The following is an 18542-nucleotide window of genomic DNA, read 5'->3' as shown; positions in this document are numbered from 1 at the left end:
CCTCCGCCCTGGCCCTCGGGCCCGTGACCAGCGCGAAAACACCTAGCGCCACCATTGGCGGGTGAGGCGCCCGCTACTGCCCGCCGTGGGCGCCTCCGGAGCTACCGGGGGTGCACCAGGGCAAAGCGGACGCCCAGGTTCCTGTCTAGAGGTTAACGCGGTATTGCCACCTCTATGGAAGCGGGTTGCCTATCAATAGGGGTGGACAAACTATTTTCCGGAGTCCGCGGCCCATTGCTCGAGTATCTGCCGGTCACGAGCGCAGGCGGCGAGCCGGCCGGGTTGGCCGGCGCTCGCGCGGCGCAGCGCGGTCTCCAGTTCGGCCACCCGCCGATCCACCGCGAGCATCCGGTCGGCCGCGGCGCGGACCATCTCGTCGGACAGTTCCGTTTCCGCCTCCACCAGCGCGGTCACGGCACGCTGTTCGAGCTGGGCCTTCACATTCGCGACCGCATCCGAAATCCATTGCCGCAGGTGATCACGGTCGGCGAGGTGGCGGCGGGCGCGCACGACCCAGGCCGCGGCGCCCGCGCCGAGCAGCAGGGTGACCGGAATGGTGGCCACATCGAGGGCGGGCACCAGAGCCAGCGGTGAGACGAGCAACCGGCCCAGGCCCACCCCGGCCGACGCACCGACGACGATCATGAGGTGATCTTCGACACCCCGGCCGCGGGGTTGCGGATCAGGCCCCAATGTGGGAGCCGGATCGTGCCGGAAGCCGGGTGTCTGATGCGGTAGGGCGGCGCCGGGAGTCGCGGCGGCCGCCCGCGCGCGCAGCTCGGTGAGCCGGGCGGCGATATCGCGGTCGACGGTATCGGTCAGCGCGGCGACCGCCGACCGCAGCCGTTCCGGGAAGGCGGCGCGGCCCGCACGGTCGAGGCGGTCGAGTTCGGCCCGGGCCTCGGCGTGCAGCGCCCGCACCCGGTGCCCCACCTGGGTGAGCAGGTCGACGCGCGCCAGGTTGAGCTGGGCGCGCAGGGTGGCGACGGCCGCCGCCCGGCCGCCGTCGCGTTCGGCGATCAGGCGGGCCCGTTCGGCGCGCAGCAGTTCGGTTTCGCTGCCCGCGGCGAGTAGGGCCTCCTCCTGCGCGATTCGCTCGACGGTCTGCGCGACCACCTGCGCCGCCGCGGCGGCACGGCGGGAGCCGACGGTGGTGGTGCCGGTGGTGAGCGCGGCGAGACGGGCGTGCAGCAGCGCGATCCCGGAGCGGTCCAGCAGGGCCGAATCCCCGGCCGTGCGGGCGGCGAGCGCGAGCCGGGCGGAAACCGGCACGATTTCGCAGTCCAGCCCGGCGGCGGCGAGGAGTTCGGCGCTGCGGTCGCGGACCAGCTGCCAGTCGAGATGAGCGTGCGTTCCGTTCAGCACGAGCAGCACATGGCTGCCGTCGGCGCGCAGCCGGCGGACGAGATCGAGTTCGGCGGCCCCGATCACCACGCCGGCGTCGAGGACCAGCAAGGTCACCGACCCACCGGGCACGGAAGCCACCGCCCCACCGGGCACGGGAGGTGCCTGCCCCGGCCCGGCGACAGCCGGATCGGCCGCCGGGGCGCTGAGTTCGATCCGCGGTTCGAACCGCGTCAGTTCGGTGCGCAGCAGCGCGGTGTTGGCGTCGTCCGGGCCGATGAGCCGGACCACCGCATGGTGGTTCCCGCTGACCGTCATCGTGTTCAGCAGGGCCATACCCTGCGGATTCCAGCGGCCCACCACGGCGGCCACCGCCTCGGGAAAGGGCTCCGGCCGCGGGGCCGGGGAAACGGGACCGGCGCCCGGCGGGCCCGTTCCCGGACTCGGGTCAGAGTCCGACACTGCTCATCCGCTCCCATACCCGGACGTACCCGTTGTGGACGCGCACCGCGGCCCGGCGCGCGGCCGGTGACATATCGCTGGCGACCACCGCCCGCCACCGGATGGCCCGCGCCAATGCGTCGTCGGCGTTCTCCGGCTCCAGCCGGGGATAGCCGGCCGCCAGATGCGAGACCTCGGGGTCGGCCAGACCGCCGCACAGGCCCAGCCATTTCGCCTCGTCGGTATCGAGGTATTCGGTGATCAGCGTGCGCGCACGGCTCGCGCCCTGGGGCACCGCCCGCGCCGCCAGCCGGGTCAGCTCGTCGACGAACACGCCGGCCCGGCGGGAGATCGCCTGCTGATAGCGCAGGCCCAGCAGTTTGGCCACCGGCTCGATACCGCTGACGGTGTGCAGGATCTGCAGCACCGTCTGCGGGGAGAGACCGGGTTCGCGTTCGAGCGCGGCCAGCACGCACGCCAACCCGTACAGGTCCCAGCGCTCCAGCAGTTGCGCCCGCTCCTCGGTATCGGGTCCGGCGACCGGGGAGACGAAGGCCTCGGCGGACACCGCCGACAAGGAACCGTTGCGGGCATGCCTGCGCAGCAGCTCCAGATCGGGTTCGCGCAGCGCCCCGGCGACCGTACGGGCGGCCAGCGTGCCGACGATCGGGAAGGTCGGCAATCCGAAGGCCCGGGAGTACTGTTCCGCGGCCGCCACCGCGTCGGCCCAGCCGGTGCCGATCGCGTCGGCCTTGTTCAGCACCACCAGCGTGCGTTCCGGCGGCAACGATCCCAGGATCCGCCGATCACCCGGCGACGGCGTACTGGCCAGCACATAGATGAGGATGTCGGCGTCGAGTACCGGATCGGGGAAACCCGGCTCGTCCACCGGCGCCGTTTCGGCGCCCGGCTGCAGGCCGAGCGCCTTGGCCACCGTCGTCCGCCCCGACCGGGCACGGCCGGCCACCTGGGCGCGCGGCAGGCTGCGCCAGCGCTGGGCGGCCATTTCGATACCGTTCGCGATGCCGGCGTCGGTGCCGTCACCCATCCGCAGCGCCGAAATCATCCGCTCGAGCGGATCCGCCGCCCCCACTTCCCGCATGTACCTGTCCGATCCCTCGACTGTCACCGTCGTACACCCCTGTCCCGGTGCGCATTCTGTCAGAAGCGAGCCCGCGGCGCGCCGGGCGCGGAACCCGCTCGCCCTACCAGCGGGTAGCTCCGGTGCGCCTCCGGTGCGGACCAGAATCGGGGATGCGGGACAATGGGCGGCGTGAACGACGCCGTGCACCCTCGCCCCGAGTCCGTTCCGGTAACCCTGTCGGAAACCTCCGAAGGAGCCGGCGGGTCCCGGCGGCGGCACAGCGGGTCGCGGCTGTACCCGCGGGTCACCAGTTTCCGCTCCCGGCGCGGCGCGCTCACCCCGAACCAGCAGAAATCCTGGGACCGCACCTGGCCGCTGATCGGCCGCGAGGTCGCCGACGAACCGCTGGACGCCGACGCCTGGTTCGGGCGATCCGCCCCGTTGGTGATCGAGATCGGCTGCGGTACCGGTACCGCCACCGCGGAGATGGCGCAGGCCGAACCGCATCTGAACCTGATCGGGATCGAGGTGTACCAGCCGGGTCTGGCGCAGCTCGTGCAGCGGATCGAACGCGACGAGATCGGTAATATCCGGCTGCTGCGCGGCGATGCGGTAGATGTGCTGGAGAACATGATTGCTCCCGGATCGCTGACCGGGGTGCGGGTGTTCTTCCCGGACCCGTGGCCCAAGGCCCGCCACCACAAGCGCCGGCTGTTGCAGCCGGCCACCGTCGCGCTCATCGCCGACCGGCTGCGGCCGGGCGGAGTGCTGCACGTCGCCACCGACCATGCCGGATACGCCGAGCACATCGCGGAAGTCGGCGCGGCAGAACCCCTGCTCGCCGGTTTGAACGAAACCACAGGCGGGGTGAGCGCCGAGCATCGCGAATCGGCGCCGATCGGTTTCGAGCGCCCGGTCACCAAGTTCGAGAGCAAGGCACATCGGGCCGGTAGTGCGATCAACGAGTTCATATGGGGCAAGATCGAATGATGAGCGTCAGTGAGATGGCCCCGGCCGGCGACGAGGTTGCCGAAAGTCTGCACGAACCCGGCGGCGAGCCCGCCGGGCCCGAATCGGACCGCCTGCGGCGCGTTCTGCTGGTCTGGGACGCACCCAACCTGGACATGGGTCTGGGCGCGATTCTCGGTGGCCGTCCCACTGCCGCCTACCGCCCCCGGTTCGACGCACTCGGCCGCTGGCTGCTGGCGCGCACCTCCGAACTCTCCGTCGGCGAGAAGCAGCGGGTGGAGCCGGAGGCCACGGTGTTCACCAATATCGCCCCCGGTACCGCCGATGTGGTGCGGCCGTGGGTGGAGGCGCTACGCAATGTGGGTTACGCCGTCTTCGCCAAACCCAAGATCGACGAAGATTCCGATGTCGATTCCGACATGCTGGGCCATATCGAGTTACGCACCCGCGGTGCGGGGCTGGCCGGCATCATCGTGGCCTCGGCCGACGGCCAGGCGTTCCGGGAGCCGCTCGAACAGCTGGCCGCCGACGGTATCCCGGTTCAGGTGCTCGGCTTCCGCGAGCACGCGAGTTGGGCGGTAACATCCGATACCCTCGAATTCGTCGACCTCGAGGACATCCCGGGAGTGTTCCGTGAACCGCTCCCCCGGGTGAGCCTCGATTCGTTGCCCGACGAGGGTGCCTGGCTGCAGCCGTTCCGGCCGCTGTCGGCGCTGCTCACCTCTCGCCCCGCACAAGGAGTCGCGTAAAGTGTTCACCCGCTGGGGCGATCTGGTCTACCGGCTGCGTTTCGCCGTTATCGGAGTCGTTGTCGCAGGGATGCTGGGGCTCGGTGCCTACGGTCTCGGGCTGGCGGATCATCTCAGCTCCAGCGGTTTGTTCGATCCGAACTCGGAGTCGGTGAAGGCCGCCGAGATCTCCGACGAAGCGTTCGGCCGCGACCACAACGGTGACGTGCTGGTGCTCTACACCGCACCCGAGGGTCAGACGATCGATTCCGACCCCACGTTCCGGGACAAGATCGTGGACAGCCTGAACCGGTTGCCGAAGGAGCACCCGGAACAGATCGCGAAGGTGAATCTCGCCTACTGGAAAACCGAGACCGGTGAGGCCCAGCCCTCCGTGGTCGGTTCCAAGGACAAGACGAAAACCTTCGCTTCCATCGCCATCGTCGGCGACAACGACGACGAGATGGTCCGTAACTACCGGGCGGTGAAGGATGTCTTCTTCATCGACGGGGTCGATGTGCAGGTCGCCGGCCTGCAGCCGGTGGCGGGCACGCTGAACGACACCATGGCGCACGACCAGAAGCGGATGGAGATCCTGGCCATCCCGGCGGTCGGCATTCTGCTGTTCTTCGTGTTCGGCGGTGTGGTGGCCGCCGGACTCCCGCTGATCGTGGGCGGTCTGACCATCATCGCCGCGAACGGCATCATCATGATGCTGACGAAATTCACCGAGGTGAACACCTTCGTCGGTGCCGTGGTCTCGATGATCGGCCTGGGCCTGGCCATCGACTACGGATTGTTCATAGTCAGCAGATTCCGGGAGGAGCTGGCCGAGGGGTACGACACCCGGGCCGCCGTCCGGCGTTCGGTGATGACCGCCGGCCGGACCGTCGTGTTCTCCGCGACCATGATCATCGCCAGTCTCGGCGGCCTGCTGCTGTTCCCGCAGGGCTTCCTGAAATCTATGGCCTACGGCACCATCGCCACCGTCGCCCTGGCCGCGCTCGCCTCGATCACCCTGCTCCCCGCCATGCTCGGCGTACTGGGGCCGCGCGTGGACATGCTGAGCTTCAAGAAGATGCGCAAGACCAAATCCGCGGAGGAGGTCGAGGCCAGCCTGTGGGGCCGGGCCACCACCTGGGTCATGCAGCATCCGCTCAAGATCGCCATCCCGATCTGCATCCTGCTGCTGCTGCTGATCATCCCGGTGAAGAACCTCGCCTTCGGCGGAATGAGCGAGAAGTACCTGCCGCCGGACAACGCCACCCGGATCGCGCAGGAGGAGTTCGACAAAACCTTCCCGCTGCGCCAATCCGACCCGATCCAGCTGATCTTCCTCGGCGAGAACACCTCCTCGATCGCGAAGGTCCTGAAGGAAGCCGACAAGGCCCCCGGCCTGGCCGATACCGCCGGTTTCGCCGTGCCGTCGGAATCACCGACGCAGCCCAATGTGTTCCGCACCAGCGCGACACTCGTCGATTCCGACAACTACCGGCCGACCGTGGACTACCTGCGGGCGATCGACGTCCCCGACGATGTGACGATGCTCGTCGGCGGGCAGCCGACACTGCAGGGCGACAGTATCGACGCCCTGCTCGACCGGATGCCGCTGATGATCGCCCTCGTGCTGCTCGTCACGACGGTGCTGATGTTCCTGACCTTCGGGTCGCTGGTGCTGCCGATCAAGGCGGCCTTGATGAGCGCGCTCGGTCTCGGTTCGACGCTGGGCATCCTGACCTGGATATTCGTCGACGGCAACGGTGCCGATCTACTGAACTTCACACCGCAGCCGATCATGTCGCCGGTGCTGGTGCTGATCATCGCGATCATCTACGGCCTGTCCACCGACTACGAGGTGTTCCTGCTCTCGCGGATGGTCGAGGCTCGCGCGCAAGGTGCCTCCACCACCGAGGCGGTGCGGATCGGCACCGCGCACACCGGCCGGATCATCACCGCCGCCGCGCTCATCCTGCTGGTGGTGACCGGCGCGTTCGCGTTCTCCGACCTGGTGATGATGCAGTACATCGCCTACGGCATGATCGCCGCGCTGATCATCGACGCCACCATCCTGCGCATGCTGCTGGTTCCGGCGACCATGAAACTGCTGGGCGACGACTGCTGGTGGGCGCCGGCCTGGATGAAACGGATCCAGCAGAAGGTCGGGCTCGGCGAACCCATCCTGGACGACGAACGCCCCGGCAGCGGCGATGTGGTGGACCTGGTCAAAACCACCCCGGTCACCGATCCGGTCACCATGCAGATGCCGGCCGTCGGCGCGGAGAAACAACGCAAGACACCGGTGCTGAAACGCACCCGCGAGGAGATCGAAGCCGCCGCCCCGACCGCGCATCTGAACGCAGTACCCAAGGGACCGCGTAAAGGGTCGGACAAGCAGGCACCGGCCGCGTCCGCCCCGGCTCAACCGATGCCCACCCCGCCCGACCCCACCCGCCCCCGCGCCACCCCGCCCGCCGAAGGTGATGCCGGCCGCGGCGGGCCGGACGGTGCCGGAACCACGGGACGGCACACCCGGCCCGCCGAGGATCATCGGTCGCCGGCACAGGGCCCCCCGTCACCCGCGGCCCACGGCCCCCGGCCCCCGGCCGGCCCGCGCCCACCCGTCGACGGCGCCCGGCATCCGGCCCGGCCGGATCGCGGTCCCGAGGACGCCGGACCGGGCGGCGCACGCTCCGGCGCGGCCGCGGCGCCGGAGAGCCGCGGCGACCGGAACCGGGCGCCGGAATCCGGTCACCCGCCGAACGCCGCACCGGAACCCGGGCGCCGGCCGAACCTGCTGCCCGATTCCGGCCGGCGGCCGAACGAGGCGCCCCGATCCGGACGTGCCCCGGGCGAAGCCGTTCCCGGGCCCGGTCGCGGCACCGATTCCCCCGCTACACCGTCGGCGCCGCCCCGCGGATCCGGACCCGCGCGCACGCCGGGAGCGCCCGGACACCAAGCCGGTCGCCCGGGCAACCAGGCCGGGCCCGCCGGGCCCGGATCGCCGGCCGGTAATCCGGCCGCGCCGGGAGCCGGGACCCCGGGCGGCCCGAATACCGGCACTCCGCCCGGTCGTTCCGGTTTCGCGACCCCGACACTGCGCGGGCTCTTCGCCTCCGAACCGGTCGAGGACGCCGAGAGCCGTGAGGTGACCGGCCGCACCGTCTACCCGTCTCCGGCGGACGCGCCCCCGATCCCGCCGACTCCGCAGCAGGCGCGGATCTCCGGGAACCAGGACGGTTCCCGGCCGGAAACCTCGCTGCGACTTCCCGGCGCACCGGGTACACCCGGCGGACCCGGCCGCCCGCCCGTACCCCCGCGCCCCGCGGGACCGCAGCCGCCGCCCGGCGCACCACTGCCCGAGCGCGGCGCGGGCCGGCCCCCTGCCCCACCCCGGCCGGCGCCGAATCAGCGTCCTGCCGAACCGGGCCGTGCACCGGATCAGGGGTCGCACCCGCGCCCACTGCCACGGATCGCGAACCCGAACGGCGGAGTCCCGGGCGCCCCGCAGCCCGGGCTACCGGAGTTGCCGCGCCGCGTTCCGCGCGGCCTGCCGCCGGAAATGCCTGCACAGCGCCATAATCCGGATCCCGCGGCCCGCCCCACGCCCGCCGCGTGGCAGCGCCCGGAGGATCCTGCCCGCCGCCCCGCCGAATCGGCGGCCCCCCAACAGGAACCGGACCCGCGCGAACGCAACAGCATCGAGTCGTGGATGGCCGGTTTACGCTCGGCGCGGCGCCAGCAGGCCGGGATGCCGCCCACCGCCGAGGACACCGGACGCCATCAGCAGAACGAGGGCCGTTCGGTGAGTGTGAACGAGTTGCTGCGTCGCCGCGAGGATTCGGAGTAGCGGCCGGTTCAGTGACCGAGCAGGCGGCGCCAGTGCGCCATGAACGGTTGTTTGGCGGTGACCGACCCGAATCGGACCCGGCCGTGCACCAGTAGGTGCAGCGGCCCGATCGGCGGACCGCTGCGCACCTTGTTGTTCACGCTGGACCCCACCATTTCCAGCCCGTCCAGATCGACGGTCGCTTCCTGCGGGACGACCAGCGTGAGCGAACTCGCGTAGTCGTCGACCTGGATCTCCACCACCTGGGTGGTCATCACCGCCTGAGTGAAGTCCAGGGTGACGCCGGAAAGCCAGCTGTTCACCCGCAGCACCGGCGCGACCTGCCAGTTGCCGCGGCGGTTGACCCCGGACATCCGCGGCCGGATCACCCCGCCCTGCACCACACCCGAGAGCGACGACCGGGCGCCGGCACCGGGTTGCGGCAGCGGTGCGGGTTTCCCGTGATTCGGATGCCGGGCGGCCGGTTCGCCTACCAGCCGGACCCCCGGCAGATCGACGAGCACCGAATTCAGCTCACCCCGGGTCTTGGCGGCCAGCGCGGTATCCATCCGCTCGGTGAACTCCCCCAGCGAGAGCATGCCCAGCCCGACGGCCCGCTGCAGCAACTCCCCGACGTGTTCCCGTTCGGCATCGGAAACACGCAGGTCCCGGTCGCCTACCCGGCTACCGGGACCCACACCGTCGAAAACCGGATCCGGGCCGTTCATGAACCCGAGATTACCCAGGCCCGACGCGATCCCGCATCAGGGCATTCCCGGATGCGGCGGGTATTCGGACCGGAGAACCCGGAGTCGGCGGCACCCGGTCCGCGTGGCACCCGGTCCGCGTGGCACCCGGTCCGCGTGGCACCCGGTCCGCGTGGGGCCCGGTCTGCGTGGGGCCCGGCTTGGGGGACGACGGCGGCATCGGGCCCGGGAGCCGCTCGGGGGCGGCACGACTCGGCGGCCGGCCTCGGTACCGAATCACTTCCAGCACTGGGCCTGCCCCGGCCGATCGGCTCGACGACCTTGGCTATTGCCGCGTATCCGACGGCCGGCCGGCCTCGTCCTCGGCAGGGGTCACCGGATCGTCCGGCTGCCCTCCGGGGTCCCGGTGGTCCGGGCCGGTTTCCCGGTGGTCCGGGCCGGTTGTGCGCGGCAGCGGTATGCGCCGCTGCGCTTCGGCGAGCATGGCAGCAAGATCGAACCGGCCGGTACTGTCCGGCCCGCCCGCGGTGTCGGACTCGGGCGAATCGGGCTCGACCGCATAGATTCCCTTGCGGTCGGCGGCGAGTTCCGCGAGAACTTTCTCCGGGTCGTCGGCGAGCAGCGAGCGGATCGCGGTGTTCAGCACCGCGACCAGCGGCACCGCGAGCAGACCACCCGCGATCCCACCGAGCACCACACCCGCGGCGATGGCCAGGACCACCGCCAGCGGATGGATCCGCACCGCGCGGCCCAGTAGCAGCGGTTGCAGGATATGGCCCTCGATCTGCATCACCGCGACGATGATCCCGAGCACGATCAGCGCCGTGACGAAACCCTTGGTGACCAGCGCGATGAACACCGCCACGAAACCGGCCAGGAAGGCGCCGATGATCGGGATGAACGCGCTGATGAACACCAGCGAGGCCAGTGGCAGTGCCAGCGGCACCCCCAGCAGCGCCAGCCCGGCCCCGATCCCGATCGCGTCCACCGCCGCGACCACGACGGTGGCCCGTACGAAACCCACCAGCGACCCGAAACCCAATCCGCCCGCGGTACGTACCCGTTCGCGATGCGGCCGCGGCACGATCCGGGTGACGAACTCCCAGATCTGGTGGCCGCTGTACAGGAAGAAGATCAGGATGAACAGGGTGAGGAAGGTGCCGGTGAGGATATGGCCGATCATCGTCGCCGTGGTCAGTGCCCCGCTGGTCAGCGTGTCCTGGTTCGACTGGACGGTCCGGATCGCGGCGTCACCGGCGGTCCGGATCTGATCGTCGCTCAGATGCATGGGACCGGTGATGAGCCAGTCCTGCACCTTGTGGATGCTGGCGGTGAACTCGTCGGACAGTTGCGGCACACCCACCACGAACTGTTCCACCACGAAGGTCATCACGCCCGCGACCAGACCGAGCGAACCGACCAGCGCGACGAAAACCCCGAGCACCCGCGGCACGCCGCGCCGCTGCATCCAATCCACCAGCGGTGCCAGCAACGCGGCCGCCAGCAGCGCGATGGCCAGCGGAATCACCACGGTATCGAGCCGCCGTACGGCCGCCGCCAGCACCGCGACCAGCGCGAAGATCACCAGTAGCCGCCACGCCCATTCTGCGGTCTGCCGCACGATCGGGTGAACGGCGTCCGCGGCAGTGGGTTTCGGCTCGGTCACCCGGTCGAGGGTAGCGGCCGAGCCCGGGAGCACCGGGTCACCGCGGCCGGACGCTAGATTAGTACTCGTGTCAGCGCCATTGGAAGCGGTCAAACAGACCATGCATACGCGCTGGCCGCTGTACCTCACCTCGATGCTGCTCGCGAACGCGTTCGGCGCGGTACTGGTGTGGGCGTTCATCCAATACGGGTTGCCGGTGCCCGAGGGCGAGGAACCCGGGCCCCGGCAGGTCGGCCTGGTCGTTCCCGCGGCGGTGTTCCTCACCGGCGGGGTGCTCAGCGTGCTCGCCTCGGCCCTGATGCTGCGCCCGGTGATGCGCTGGCAGATGCGCGGCGGACCACCCAGCCGGCAGGAACAGATGGCTGCCCTGCACGCGCCGCTGCGCCAGGCGATCCTGCATCTGGCGCTGTGGATCCTCGGTGGCGCCGTCCTGGCCACCGCCATCATTTCCGAGACACCGGCGCTGGCCGGCACGGTGATCATCACCGAATGCATGGCCGCGACCATCGTGTTCGGTTTCACCTACATGCTGGGCGAACGGATCCTGCGCCCGGTCGCCGCCGAGGCGCTCACCGCCGGCCGCTTCGATCACACCCTCACCCCCGGAGTCGGCACGCGGATGGCGATGACGTGGGGGATGGGCACCTTCGCCCCGACCATCGCGATCGTGCTGCTCTGCGTGACCCAGATCTCCTCGGATATCAAGTTCTCGGCGCAGTCGCTGGCCGTCTCGATCCTGCTGCTGTGCGGGGTGGTGATCATGCAGGCGCTGGCCCTGTCCATGCTCACGGCGTCCAGTATCTCCGACCCGGTCCGTCAGCTCAGCCAGGCCATCGACCAGGTGCAGAACGGTGCGCGCGATGTCCAGGTGGAGGTGTTCGACGGTAGCGAGATCGGGCTGCTGCAGGTCGGTTTCAACCGGATGATGGAGGAGGCCGCCACCCGGCAGCGCCTGCAGGAACTCTTCGGCCAGCACGTCGGCGCCGAAGTCGCCCAGCGTGCCCTCGATTACGGCACCGAACTCGGTGGCGAAACCCGGTTCGTGGCGGTGCTGTTCGTCGATATGGTCGGGTCCACCGCGACCGCCGCCGAACACCCGCCGACCGAGGTGGTGAATCTGCTCAACGAATTCTTCCGGGTGGTGGTCGATGTCATCGATCACCACCACGGATTCGTGAACAAATTCGTCGGCGACGCCGCCCTCGCGATATTCGGCGCCCCGCTCGACCGGCCGGATGCACCGACGGCGGCACTGGCCGCGGCCCGCGAACTCCGCGAGGCATTACGGTCCATCGACGGGCTCGATATCGGAATCGGAGTTTCGGCCGGTTTGGCGGTCGCGGGCAATATCGGTGCGGCCAACCGGTTCGAATACACGGTGATCGGAGACCCGGTCAACGAGGCGTCCCGGCTCACCGAACTCGCCAAGGATCATCCGGGGCGAGTGCTGGCCTCGGGTTCGGCTCTGTATTTCGCCGACGAGAGCGAACAGCGGAATTGGACCGCCGGCGAAGAGGTGCAGCTCCGCGGGCGGCGGCGTAGCACCAGGTTGTCCTGGCCGAACGATTCCGTGCCGGCCGAGACCGCCCCCGAACCGGCCCCGGACCAGGTCGAGCGCGCATAGCGCACCGGTCGCGCGACCCCGGCAGCGGGTACCGGTCTCCGGCCGCGACCGTCCATTAGGCTGGGCTCGTGACTGCCAACGGTGATACAGCGGATACTCCTGCTGTGTCCCGGGCCGGTGCCCCGCAACAGGCCGGGAAACGGTCCCGCAGATTCCGGTGGCTCAAATGGGTGGCCGTTTCGGTGCTGCTGTTGTTGCTGATCGGTGAAGGTTTCTACCTGTATCCCCGGCTGCACGAGTCGTGGCAGAAACTGACCGAAATCCATTGGGGCTGGGTCGCGGCGTGTATTGCCCTGCAAATGCTGTCGATGTCCGGGTTCGGGCGGGTGCAGAAACAGTTGTTACGGGCGGGCGGGGTCGCGGTCCGGCAACTGAAATCGGTATCCGTGGTCTACGGCGCGACGGCCATGTCGGTGACGCTGCCGGCCGGGCAGGTCTTCTCCACGGCCTTCACCTACCGCCAGACCCGGCGCTGGGGCGCCAGCCCGGTGGTCGCTTCCTGGCAGCTCGTCTTCTCCGGGGTCGTCTCGGCCGTCGGCCTGGCCCTGCTCGGTGTGCTGGGCACGGTGCTGGCGGGCGGGCGGATCGGGCCGGTCAATCTCATTCTGTCGGTGGCCGCGGTGGTGGCGCTGGTCTGGGCCGGTAATTACGCCTCGCGGCATCCGGGCACCCTCGAGGGCGCGTTGCGGCGCGGGCTGGCGCTGGTCAACCGCGTACGCAAACGGCCGCCGGAGGCCGGGCGCGACAAGATCCGGGAAATGCTGGACCAGGTCGAATCGGTGGATATGGGCACCCGCGACGGCGCCTGGGTCACCTGGTGGGCGGTGGTCCACCGGCTCGCCGATGTCGCCTGCCTGGGCGCCGCCTGCTACGCCATCGGCGGCGACCCGCGGTGGGCGGGCCTGCTGATCGCGTTCGCCGCGGGTAAGGCGGTCGGGTCCATTCCGTTCGCCCCCGGCGGCATCGTCTACGTGGACGCCACCCTGATCTACGGTCTCACCGCGGCCGCGGGCCTGCCGGCGGCGCAGGCGGTGGCCGCCGCATTCGTCTACCGGCTGGTGAGTTTCGTCCTGATCGCGATCATCGGCTGGATCGTTTTCGCCTTCCTGTTCCGCAACCGCAACGCCGAGGACGAGGAATACGAGAAGGAATTCACCCGGCGCAACGCTTGAACGGGTATCCCGGGGCCGGGACCGTCACGGTTTGCGTGGAACGCGCCCGTTAGGCTGCCTCGTGTGAAATGGCTGGGAACGATCGTTATCGATGCGCTGCTGGTGGTGCTGTTCTGTGTGATCGGGCGCCGCAGCCACGACGAGGCGATACTGGCCGGGCTGATCCGCACGGCCTGGCCGTTCCTGACCGGACTCGCCGTCGGCTGGCTCGCCGCCTATGCCCTGCACCTGCGCAACCGGGTGAACGAACCGTTCAACGGTCTGCGGGTGCGGCCGACCGGCCTGGTGGTGTGGCTGAGCACCCTGGTGGTCGGGATGGTGCTGCGAGTGCTCAGCGGGCAGGGCACGGCACCGAGTTTCATCGTGGTGGCGGCGCTGGTGCTGGCACTGTTCCTGCTCGGCTGGCGCACGGCCATCCGGGCGCTCAACTGAGCGCCGCACTCATTCGTCGGGTTTGGCGAAGGACGCCAGCATCCGTTCACCCATCCGGACGACCATATCGCCGCTGTCCACATCGGCGATATGGATCGCGAACGCCAGATCGCCCATGGTCGCGATGAGCCAGCCGTCGTTACCGGCCTTGGCCGTATAGCCGGTGACATCGCGGAATCCGCGCAGCCGCGCCAGCTGCGGGGCGTTCATCCCGTCCCGCAGCACCCGGCGCGCCGCATCGGCGACCGGCCCGGGCAGTGGCCCCGTCGGGGCGTCGGTCTCCCCGGGGCGGCCCCGTTCGATCATCGGCGGCCGCAGGGCCCCGTTGCCGATGGCCGCCGCCGCGATCGCCATCCCGAACGGGCTGGCCAGCAACGCGTCCGAGCCACCGCCCTGACGCACCGGTTCCGCGTCGCCCGCACCGGCGGGCCGGCCGGTGACCTCTTCCAGACCGGGCACCCGGAAATCCACGCCCACACCGAGCAGGGCCGCCGCTTCCACGGCTTCCTCATCCGTGACGTCCTCGGCGGCTTTCCCCTTGGACGCCGCGGCCACCTCACGGAACAGGTTCATCATCCCGCCCGCCGGATACAGCCCGGTGAACGCGACCGGCCCCTGCGCACTGGAGTAGTTGTTCTGCGCCACCGCGACCACCGCGCCGGTGGAGGGCTGGGTGACCACGATCGATGCCGGGGAGCCCACGCTCACCACCGCGTCCTCGGCGGCACGCTGCAACCGCTGGTCCATGGTGCCGGCGATATCCGGCCCGGCCGGGCCCTGATAGCCGGCGAGCTGTTTCACGAACTGCCCGTTCTCGAACAGTTGCACCGCCCAGCCGGAATGCTTGTCCTGGCTTTCCTCCCACACGTTCTTCATGGAGTCGAGCAGCGGGGAGAAGATCCGGCGGTCGGCGACGATCAGCCGCGGCTCCTTCTTCATCACCACACCCGGGATCGGCGCCATCTCGGGTTCCAGAATCGCGAAATCGCCTTCGCGCAGGCTCACGGCCGTGATCGGTTTACCGCCGGCGGCGGCCAGATCCTCCCGCAGCGAAGCACCGGTGATGAGCGGGGCGACCGGTTCGATGGCACGTGACAGCGCATCGGTGGAGGCGACCTGGTCGGGCATCTTCGCCGGATCGAGCTGGATGACATTGATGGTCTGCTCGGTCATCAGCGGTTTGCCGATATTGTCCACAACTTTCGGGGCCGGATCGGGAGTGGTGCGCACCAGTTGTACCGTGCGGTCGTGTTCGAGCTCCGGCATCACCACCGCGGGATCCCAGGAGATCTTCCAGCCGGTGGAGAGTTTGCGGATCTTGCCTTCCAGACCGTAGGTCCAGTCCTTGCGTTCACCGAAGTTCCAGTGCACGTCCAGGCTGAACATGCCGGTTTCGGCGTCGAGTCCGATGAATTGTGTTTTCTCGTAGTCGACGGTGCCGGATTCGAGCCCGTCGAACATTTGCCCGAGGGTTGCCGAGGCGGCCGACGGGTAGGAGGTCAGTTCGGCTGCCGCGGCGTGATCACCCTCGTCGAGCAGTTCGGTGAATCGGTCGACGACCGCTTCGGGGCCGGCCTGCTCGGTGCCGGTCCCGCACGATCCCATCGCGATTGCCAGAGCCGCCACCCCCGTAAGGGCCACTGCGCCCCGGAAGCGAAAGCGGCGGGATCCCCACACATCCATGTCGCCTACTCTTCACTCTTGCCACTCTGGTAACAAGACCACCGTACCTGAAAAATGCCTGCTTGCGAGTGCTCGCAAACCCAAAACCATAGCCGGTCCCGCCGTGTGTAGTTGTGGCCGTTCCCAACTCGCCGCCGAACCGACCATGATCAATTATCGGCCCGTCGGCGCACACCCGGCTTCGCTACGCTACCGATCGAGCCGAAGCCGTGTGACGTTACCCCGCAAGTCCGCGTCCACTGCAGAGATACCCCGCCACGGTAGCCCAGAACCCTCGGCGGGCGCTCGGGGTGTCGGTAGGGTTGCTGTCATGTCCGATGCCGCCTTTCCGCAAACCTCGAGCAGTCCGATCCTCGTTCTCAACGGGCCCAATCTGAATATGCTCGGTACTCGCCAGCCAGAGGTGTACGGCACGGAGACCCTCGAGGATGTAATCGAATTGTGCCGTCGCTCGGCCGCGGCGCGCGGCCGCGAGATCGCGCATTTCCAGTCGAATTCCGAGGGTGCGCTGATCGATCGGATCCACGCCGCACGCGGGACGGCGTCGGGCATCGTGATCAACCCCGGCGGGCTGACGCATACCTCGGTAGCTCTCCGGGATGCCCTGGTGATACCGGAGGTCCCGATCGTCGAAGTGCACATCAGCAATGTGCACGCCCGGGAGGAGTTCCGCCGGCACTCCTACATCTCGCCCATCGCCGACGCGGTGGTCGCCGGTATGGGCAGTTACGGCTATGTCGCGGCGATCGAGTTCCTACTCAGGTGAATCTTCGGCGGCGCGGATGCTGCGTCTATGGCGCCGCCTCCGGCGGCGCGGGTTCGGGGCCCCCTTGGTCTCGAATCTTCCCTCCTCCGCTCCTCCGCTCCGTCAGTCCAGATCCGAGACGGGCCCCGAACCACACAGGGGTTCGATCCGGAAAACCGGGAAGCCGGGCGCTATTTCGGCGAGCTGGGTATCGGTGGCGTCCTTGGTGACTCCCTCGAAGAACCGGCCGACCTCCCAGCCCCACACCTCGAGGTAGCGCCGCAGCAGGGGGATCTTGTCGGCATCGGCGATCTCCTCGGCACGGAAGGCTTCGGTCTTGCGGCCGAGTCGCAGCTCGCCGCTTCCGGCAGCCCGCAGATTGCGCACCCACTGGGTATGCCCGCGCGGCGCGACGAGATAGCGCGCACCGTCGGCGGTGGTCATCACGTTCACCATGGTGGTCCGCCACTCGCCGGATTTGCGCCCACGCACGGCCAGCAACCGGGAGCCGGCGATGCTGATGCCGAGTTTCGGCAGCACATTGACGATGCGATTGAAGATCGGGTCGAAACCGGTGGGGGCGAGGTAGCGGGTCGCGGTGGTCATATCCAACTCCTTGTGTGAGCACTGCTCTCTGTTGTGAACAACGATCGCACTGCCATACCCAAAAGTCAAGAGCACTGCTCTCTGTATCTTTGGCGCCGCCTCCGGCGGCGCGGGTTCGGGGCCCCCTTGGTCTCGTTCTTCACTCCTCCGCTCCTCCGCTTCGCTCCCCCGCTCCGTCGCTCCAGAACGAGACGGGCCCCGAACCACGGAGGTGAACCGGCTGGAGGGGCGAAAAGCGTGCTGTCCGATTCAGAGTGCGCATCGGAATTTCGCGGCTGGGTCGGAAACCGGGTCCGTAAGGCGTGAATTTCTGGGACGGTGGTTCGAGGTGCCGGGTTTCGCCGGTGTGCAGTGATGAGTGGTGGAGGAGTGTGTCGTGCGGGCCGCAGTTTTCAACGGAGGCGAACCCCGGCTGGTTGTCGAGGACATTCCGGTGCCGGTGCCGAAACGGGGCGAGGTGCTGTTGCGGGTGACAGCCTGCGGGGTCTGCCATACCGACCTGCACGTTCTCAAGTCCGAGGTGAAGTTTCCGGCGCCCGCGGTGCTGGGGCACGAAGTGTCGGGGGTGGTCGAGCAGCTCGGTGAGGGTGTCGAGAATGTGGCGGTCGGGGACAGCGTGGTGTGCAGTTTCATCATGCCGTGCGGGGATTGCCGCCATTGTGTGCGCGGGGCCGAGGACCTGTGCGAGAAATTCTTCGCGCACAACCGCATCAACGGCACCCTCTACGACGGCACCAGCCGCCTCGCCCGGGCCGACGGCACACCGCTGGCCATGTACTCGATGGGCGGCCTGGCCGAATACTGCGTCGTCCCCGCCTCCGATGTCTTCGGCGTCCCCGCGGAGGTGGGCCTGGACGCGGTGTCGATCCTGGGCTGCAGCTCGTTCACCGCGCTCGGCGCGATCCACACCGCCGGGCTCGGCCTCGGCGACCGGATCGCGGTGGTCGCGGCGGGTGGTGTCGGGTCATCGATCGTGCAGTTCGCGGCGGCGGCGGGGGTCACGCAGATCATCGCGGTCGATATCAGCGACGAGAAGCTTTCCGCGGTGGCGAAACTCGGCGCCACCCATACCGTCAACTCGCGCACCGAGGACGCCGCGGCCCGGGTCCGGGAACTCACCGGCGGGCACGGTGTGGACGTGGCGTTCGAGGCGCTCGGCAGCCCGGCCACCTTCGCGACCGCGCTCGACATCCTCGACGACGGCGGCCGGGCCGTGGTGGTGGGTATCGCGCCCGCGGGTTCGACCGGCAGTATCGACCTGGCCCGGCTGGTCCGGCGCAAACTCCAGATCCTGGGTTCCTACGGGGCGAAGGCCCGCACCGATATGCCGGCGCTGCTGCGCATGGTGGCGGCGGATACGGTGCGGCCGCAGGAAGTCATCACCCGCCGTTACCCGCTGGACCGGGCCGACGAGGCCTACCGGGCGCTGGCTCGCGGGGAGATCGTCGGGCGCGCGATCATCGAGATGACCTGACCCGCCGGACGGGACATCCGGGCGACGCGCCGCGCCACCTA

At 69.3% G+C, this 18542-nt stretch carries 14 protein-coding genes; 8 read left to right on the top strand and 6 right to left on the bottom strand.

The features are described 5' to 3' along the window. Positions 1-210: 210 nt before the first annotated feature. Complete coding sequence (locus ACQEVO_RS31585) at positions 211-1806, bottom strand: hypothetical protein (protein WP_432920071.1); 1596 nt, start codon at positions 1804-1806, stop codon at positions 211-213. Next, the gene (locus ACQEVO_RS31580; RefSeq protein ID WP_432920070.1) at positions 1793-2914 is read right to left on the bottom strand and encodes a hypothetical protein; all 1122 of its coding nucleotides are present in this window, start codon (positions 2912-2914) and stop codon (positions 1793-1795) included. The genes ACQEVO_RS31585 and ACQEVO_RS31580 overlap by 14 nt, the downstream gene beginning before the upstream one ends. A gap of 135 nt (positions 2915-3049) precedes the next feature. On the opposite strand from ACQEVO_RS31580, the gene trmB reads away from it, so the two are divergent. Genes trmB through ACQEVO_RS31565 form a run of 3 tightly spaced genes read left to right on the top strand, consistent with a single transcriptional unit; the run spans position 3050 to position 8413 of the window. Beyond that, a complete protein-coding gene (gene trmB / locus ACQEVO_RS31575; RefSeq protein ID WP_432920069.1) occupies positions 3050-3859 on the top strand; it encodes a tRNA (guanosine(46)-N7)-methyltransferase TrmB in 810 nt (269 codons plus the stop codon). Continuing rightward, positions 3859-4587, top strand: a complete 729-nt coding sequence (locus ACQEVO_RS31570) for an NYN domain-containing protein (RefSeq protein WP_280399180.1) — start codon at positions 3859-3861, stop codon at positions 4585-4587. The genes trmB and ACQEVO_RS31570 overlap by 1 nt, the downstream gene beginning before the upstream one ends. Before the next feature lies 1 nt (position 4588). Further along, on the top strand, positions 4589-8413 hold the full coding sequence (locus tag ACQEVO_RS31565; RefSeq protein WP_432920068.1) for an MMPL family transporter: 3825 nt from the start codon (positions 4589-4591) through the stop codon (positions 8411-8413). A gap of 8 nt (positions 8414-8421) precedes the next feature. Here the strand turns inward: ACQEVO_RS31565 and ACQEVO_RS31560 are convergent, their stop codons facing one another. Next, positions 8422-9120 (bottom strand): DUF1707 SHOCT-like domain-containing protein, encoded by a 699-nt coding sequence (locus tag ACQEVO_RS31560; RefSeq protein ID WP_432920067.1) that lies wholly within the window; start codon positions 9118-9120, stop codon positions 8422-8424. Positions 9121-9424: 304 nt separating this feature from the next. Then, the gene (locus tag ACQEVO_RS31555) at positions 9425-10765 is read right to left on the bottom strand and encodes an AI-2E family transporter (RefSeq protein ID WP_432920066.1); all 1341 of its coding nucleotides are present in this window, start codon (positions 10763-10765) and stop codon (positions 9425-9427) included. Positions 10766-10865: 100 nt separating this feature from the next. On the opposite strand from ACQEVO_RS31555, the gene ACQEVO_RS31550 reads away from it, so the two are divergent. From ACQEVO_RS31550 to ACQEVO_RS31540, 3 genes are all read left to right on the top strand, one after another. After that, positions 10866-12389, top strand: a complete 1524-nt coding sequence (locus ACQEVO_RS31550; RefSeq protein WP_432923215.1) for an adenylate/guanylate cyclase domain-containing protein — start codon at positions 10866-10868, stop codon at positions 12387-12389. A gap of 68 nt (positions 12390-12457) precedes the next feature. Next, the gene (locus ACQEVO_RS31545) at positions 12458-13561 is read left to right on the top strand and encodes a lysylphosphatidylglycerol synthase transmembrane domain-containing protein (protein ID WP_432920065.1); all 1104 of its coding nucleotides are present in this window, start codon (positions 12458-12460) and stop codon (positions 13559-13561) included. Between the two features lie 63 nt (positions 13562-13624). Next, a complete protein-coding gene (locus ACQEVO_RS31540; protein WP_432920064.1) occupies positions 13625-13993 on the top strand; it encodes a DUF3054 domain-containing protein in 369 nt (122 codons plus the stop codon). A 9-nt stretch (positions 13994-14002) separates the two neighbouring features. Here the strand turns inward: ACQEVO_RS31540 and ACQEVO_RS31535 are convergent, their stop codons facing one another. Next, a complete protein-coding gene (locus tag ACQEVO_RS31535; RefSeq protein WP_432920063.1) occupies positions 14003-15619 on the bottom strand; it encodes an NTF2-like N-terminal transpeptidase domain-containing protein in 1617 nt (538 codons plus the stop codon). 367 nt (positions 15620-15986) lie between these two features. Between ACQEVO_RS31535 and aroQ the strand changes: the two genes are divergently transcribed. Continuing rightward, positions 15987-16442: a type II 3-dehydroquinate dehydratase gene (gene aroQ, locus ACQEVO_RS31530; protein WP_432920062.1), complete on the top strand. Its 456-nt coding sequence runs from the start codon at positions 15987-15989 to the stop codon at positions 16440-16442. Positions 16443-16544: 102 nt separating this feature from the next. Here aroQ and ACQEVO_RS31525 read toward each other — a convergent pair whose 3' ends face one another. Beyond that, on the bottom strand, positions 16545-17027 hold the full coding sequence (locus ACQEVO_RS31525; RefSeq protein WP_432920061.1) for a nitroreductase family deazaflavin-dependent oxidoreductase: 483 nt from the start codon (positions 17025-17027) through the stop codon (positions 16545-16547). Between the two features lie 376 nt (positions 17028-17403). On the opposite strand from ACQEVO_RS31525, the gene ACQEVO_RS31520 reads away from it, so the two are divergent. Then, the gene (locus ACQEVO_RS31520) at positions 17404-18501 is read left to right on the top strand and encodes a zinc-binding dehydrogenase (protein WP_432920060.1); all 1098 of its coding nucleotides are present in this window, start codon (positions 17404-17406) and stop codon (positions 18499-18501) included. The last annotated feature ends 41 nt before the right edge of the window (positions 18502-18542 follow it).

This window comes from Nocardia sp. CA-290969, assembly GCF_050936135.1.
Taxonomy (GTDB): Bacteria; Actinomycetota; Actinomycetes; order Mycobacteriales; family Mycobacteriaceae; genus Nocardia.
This window is presented reverse-complemented; position numbering and strand designations above follow the sequence as displayed.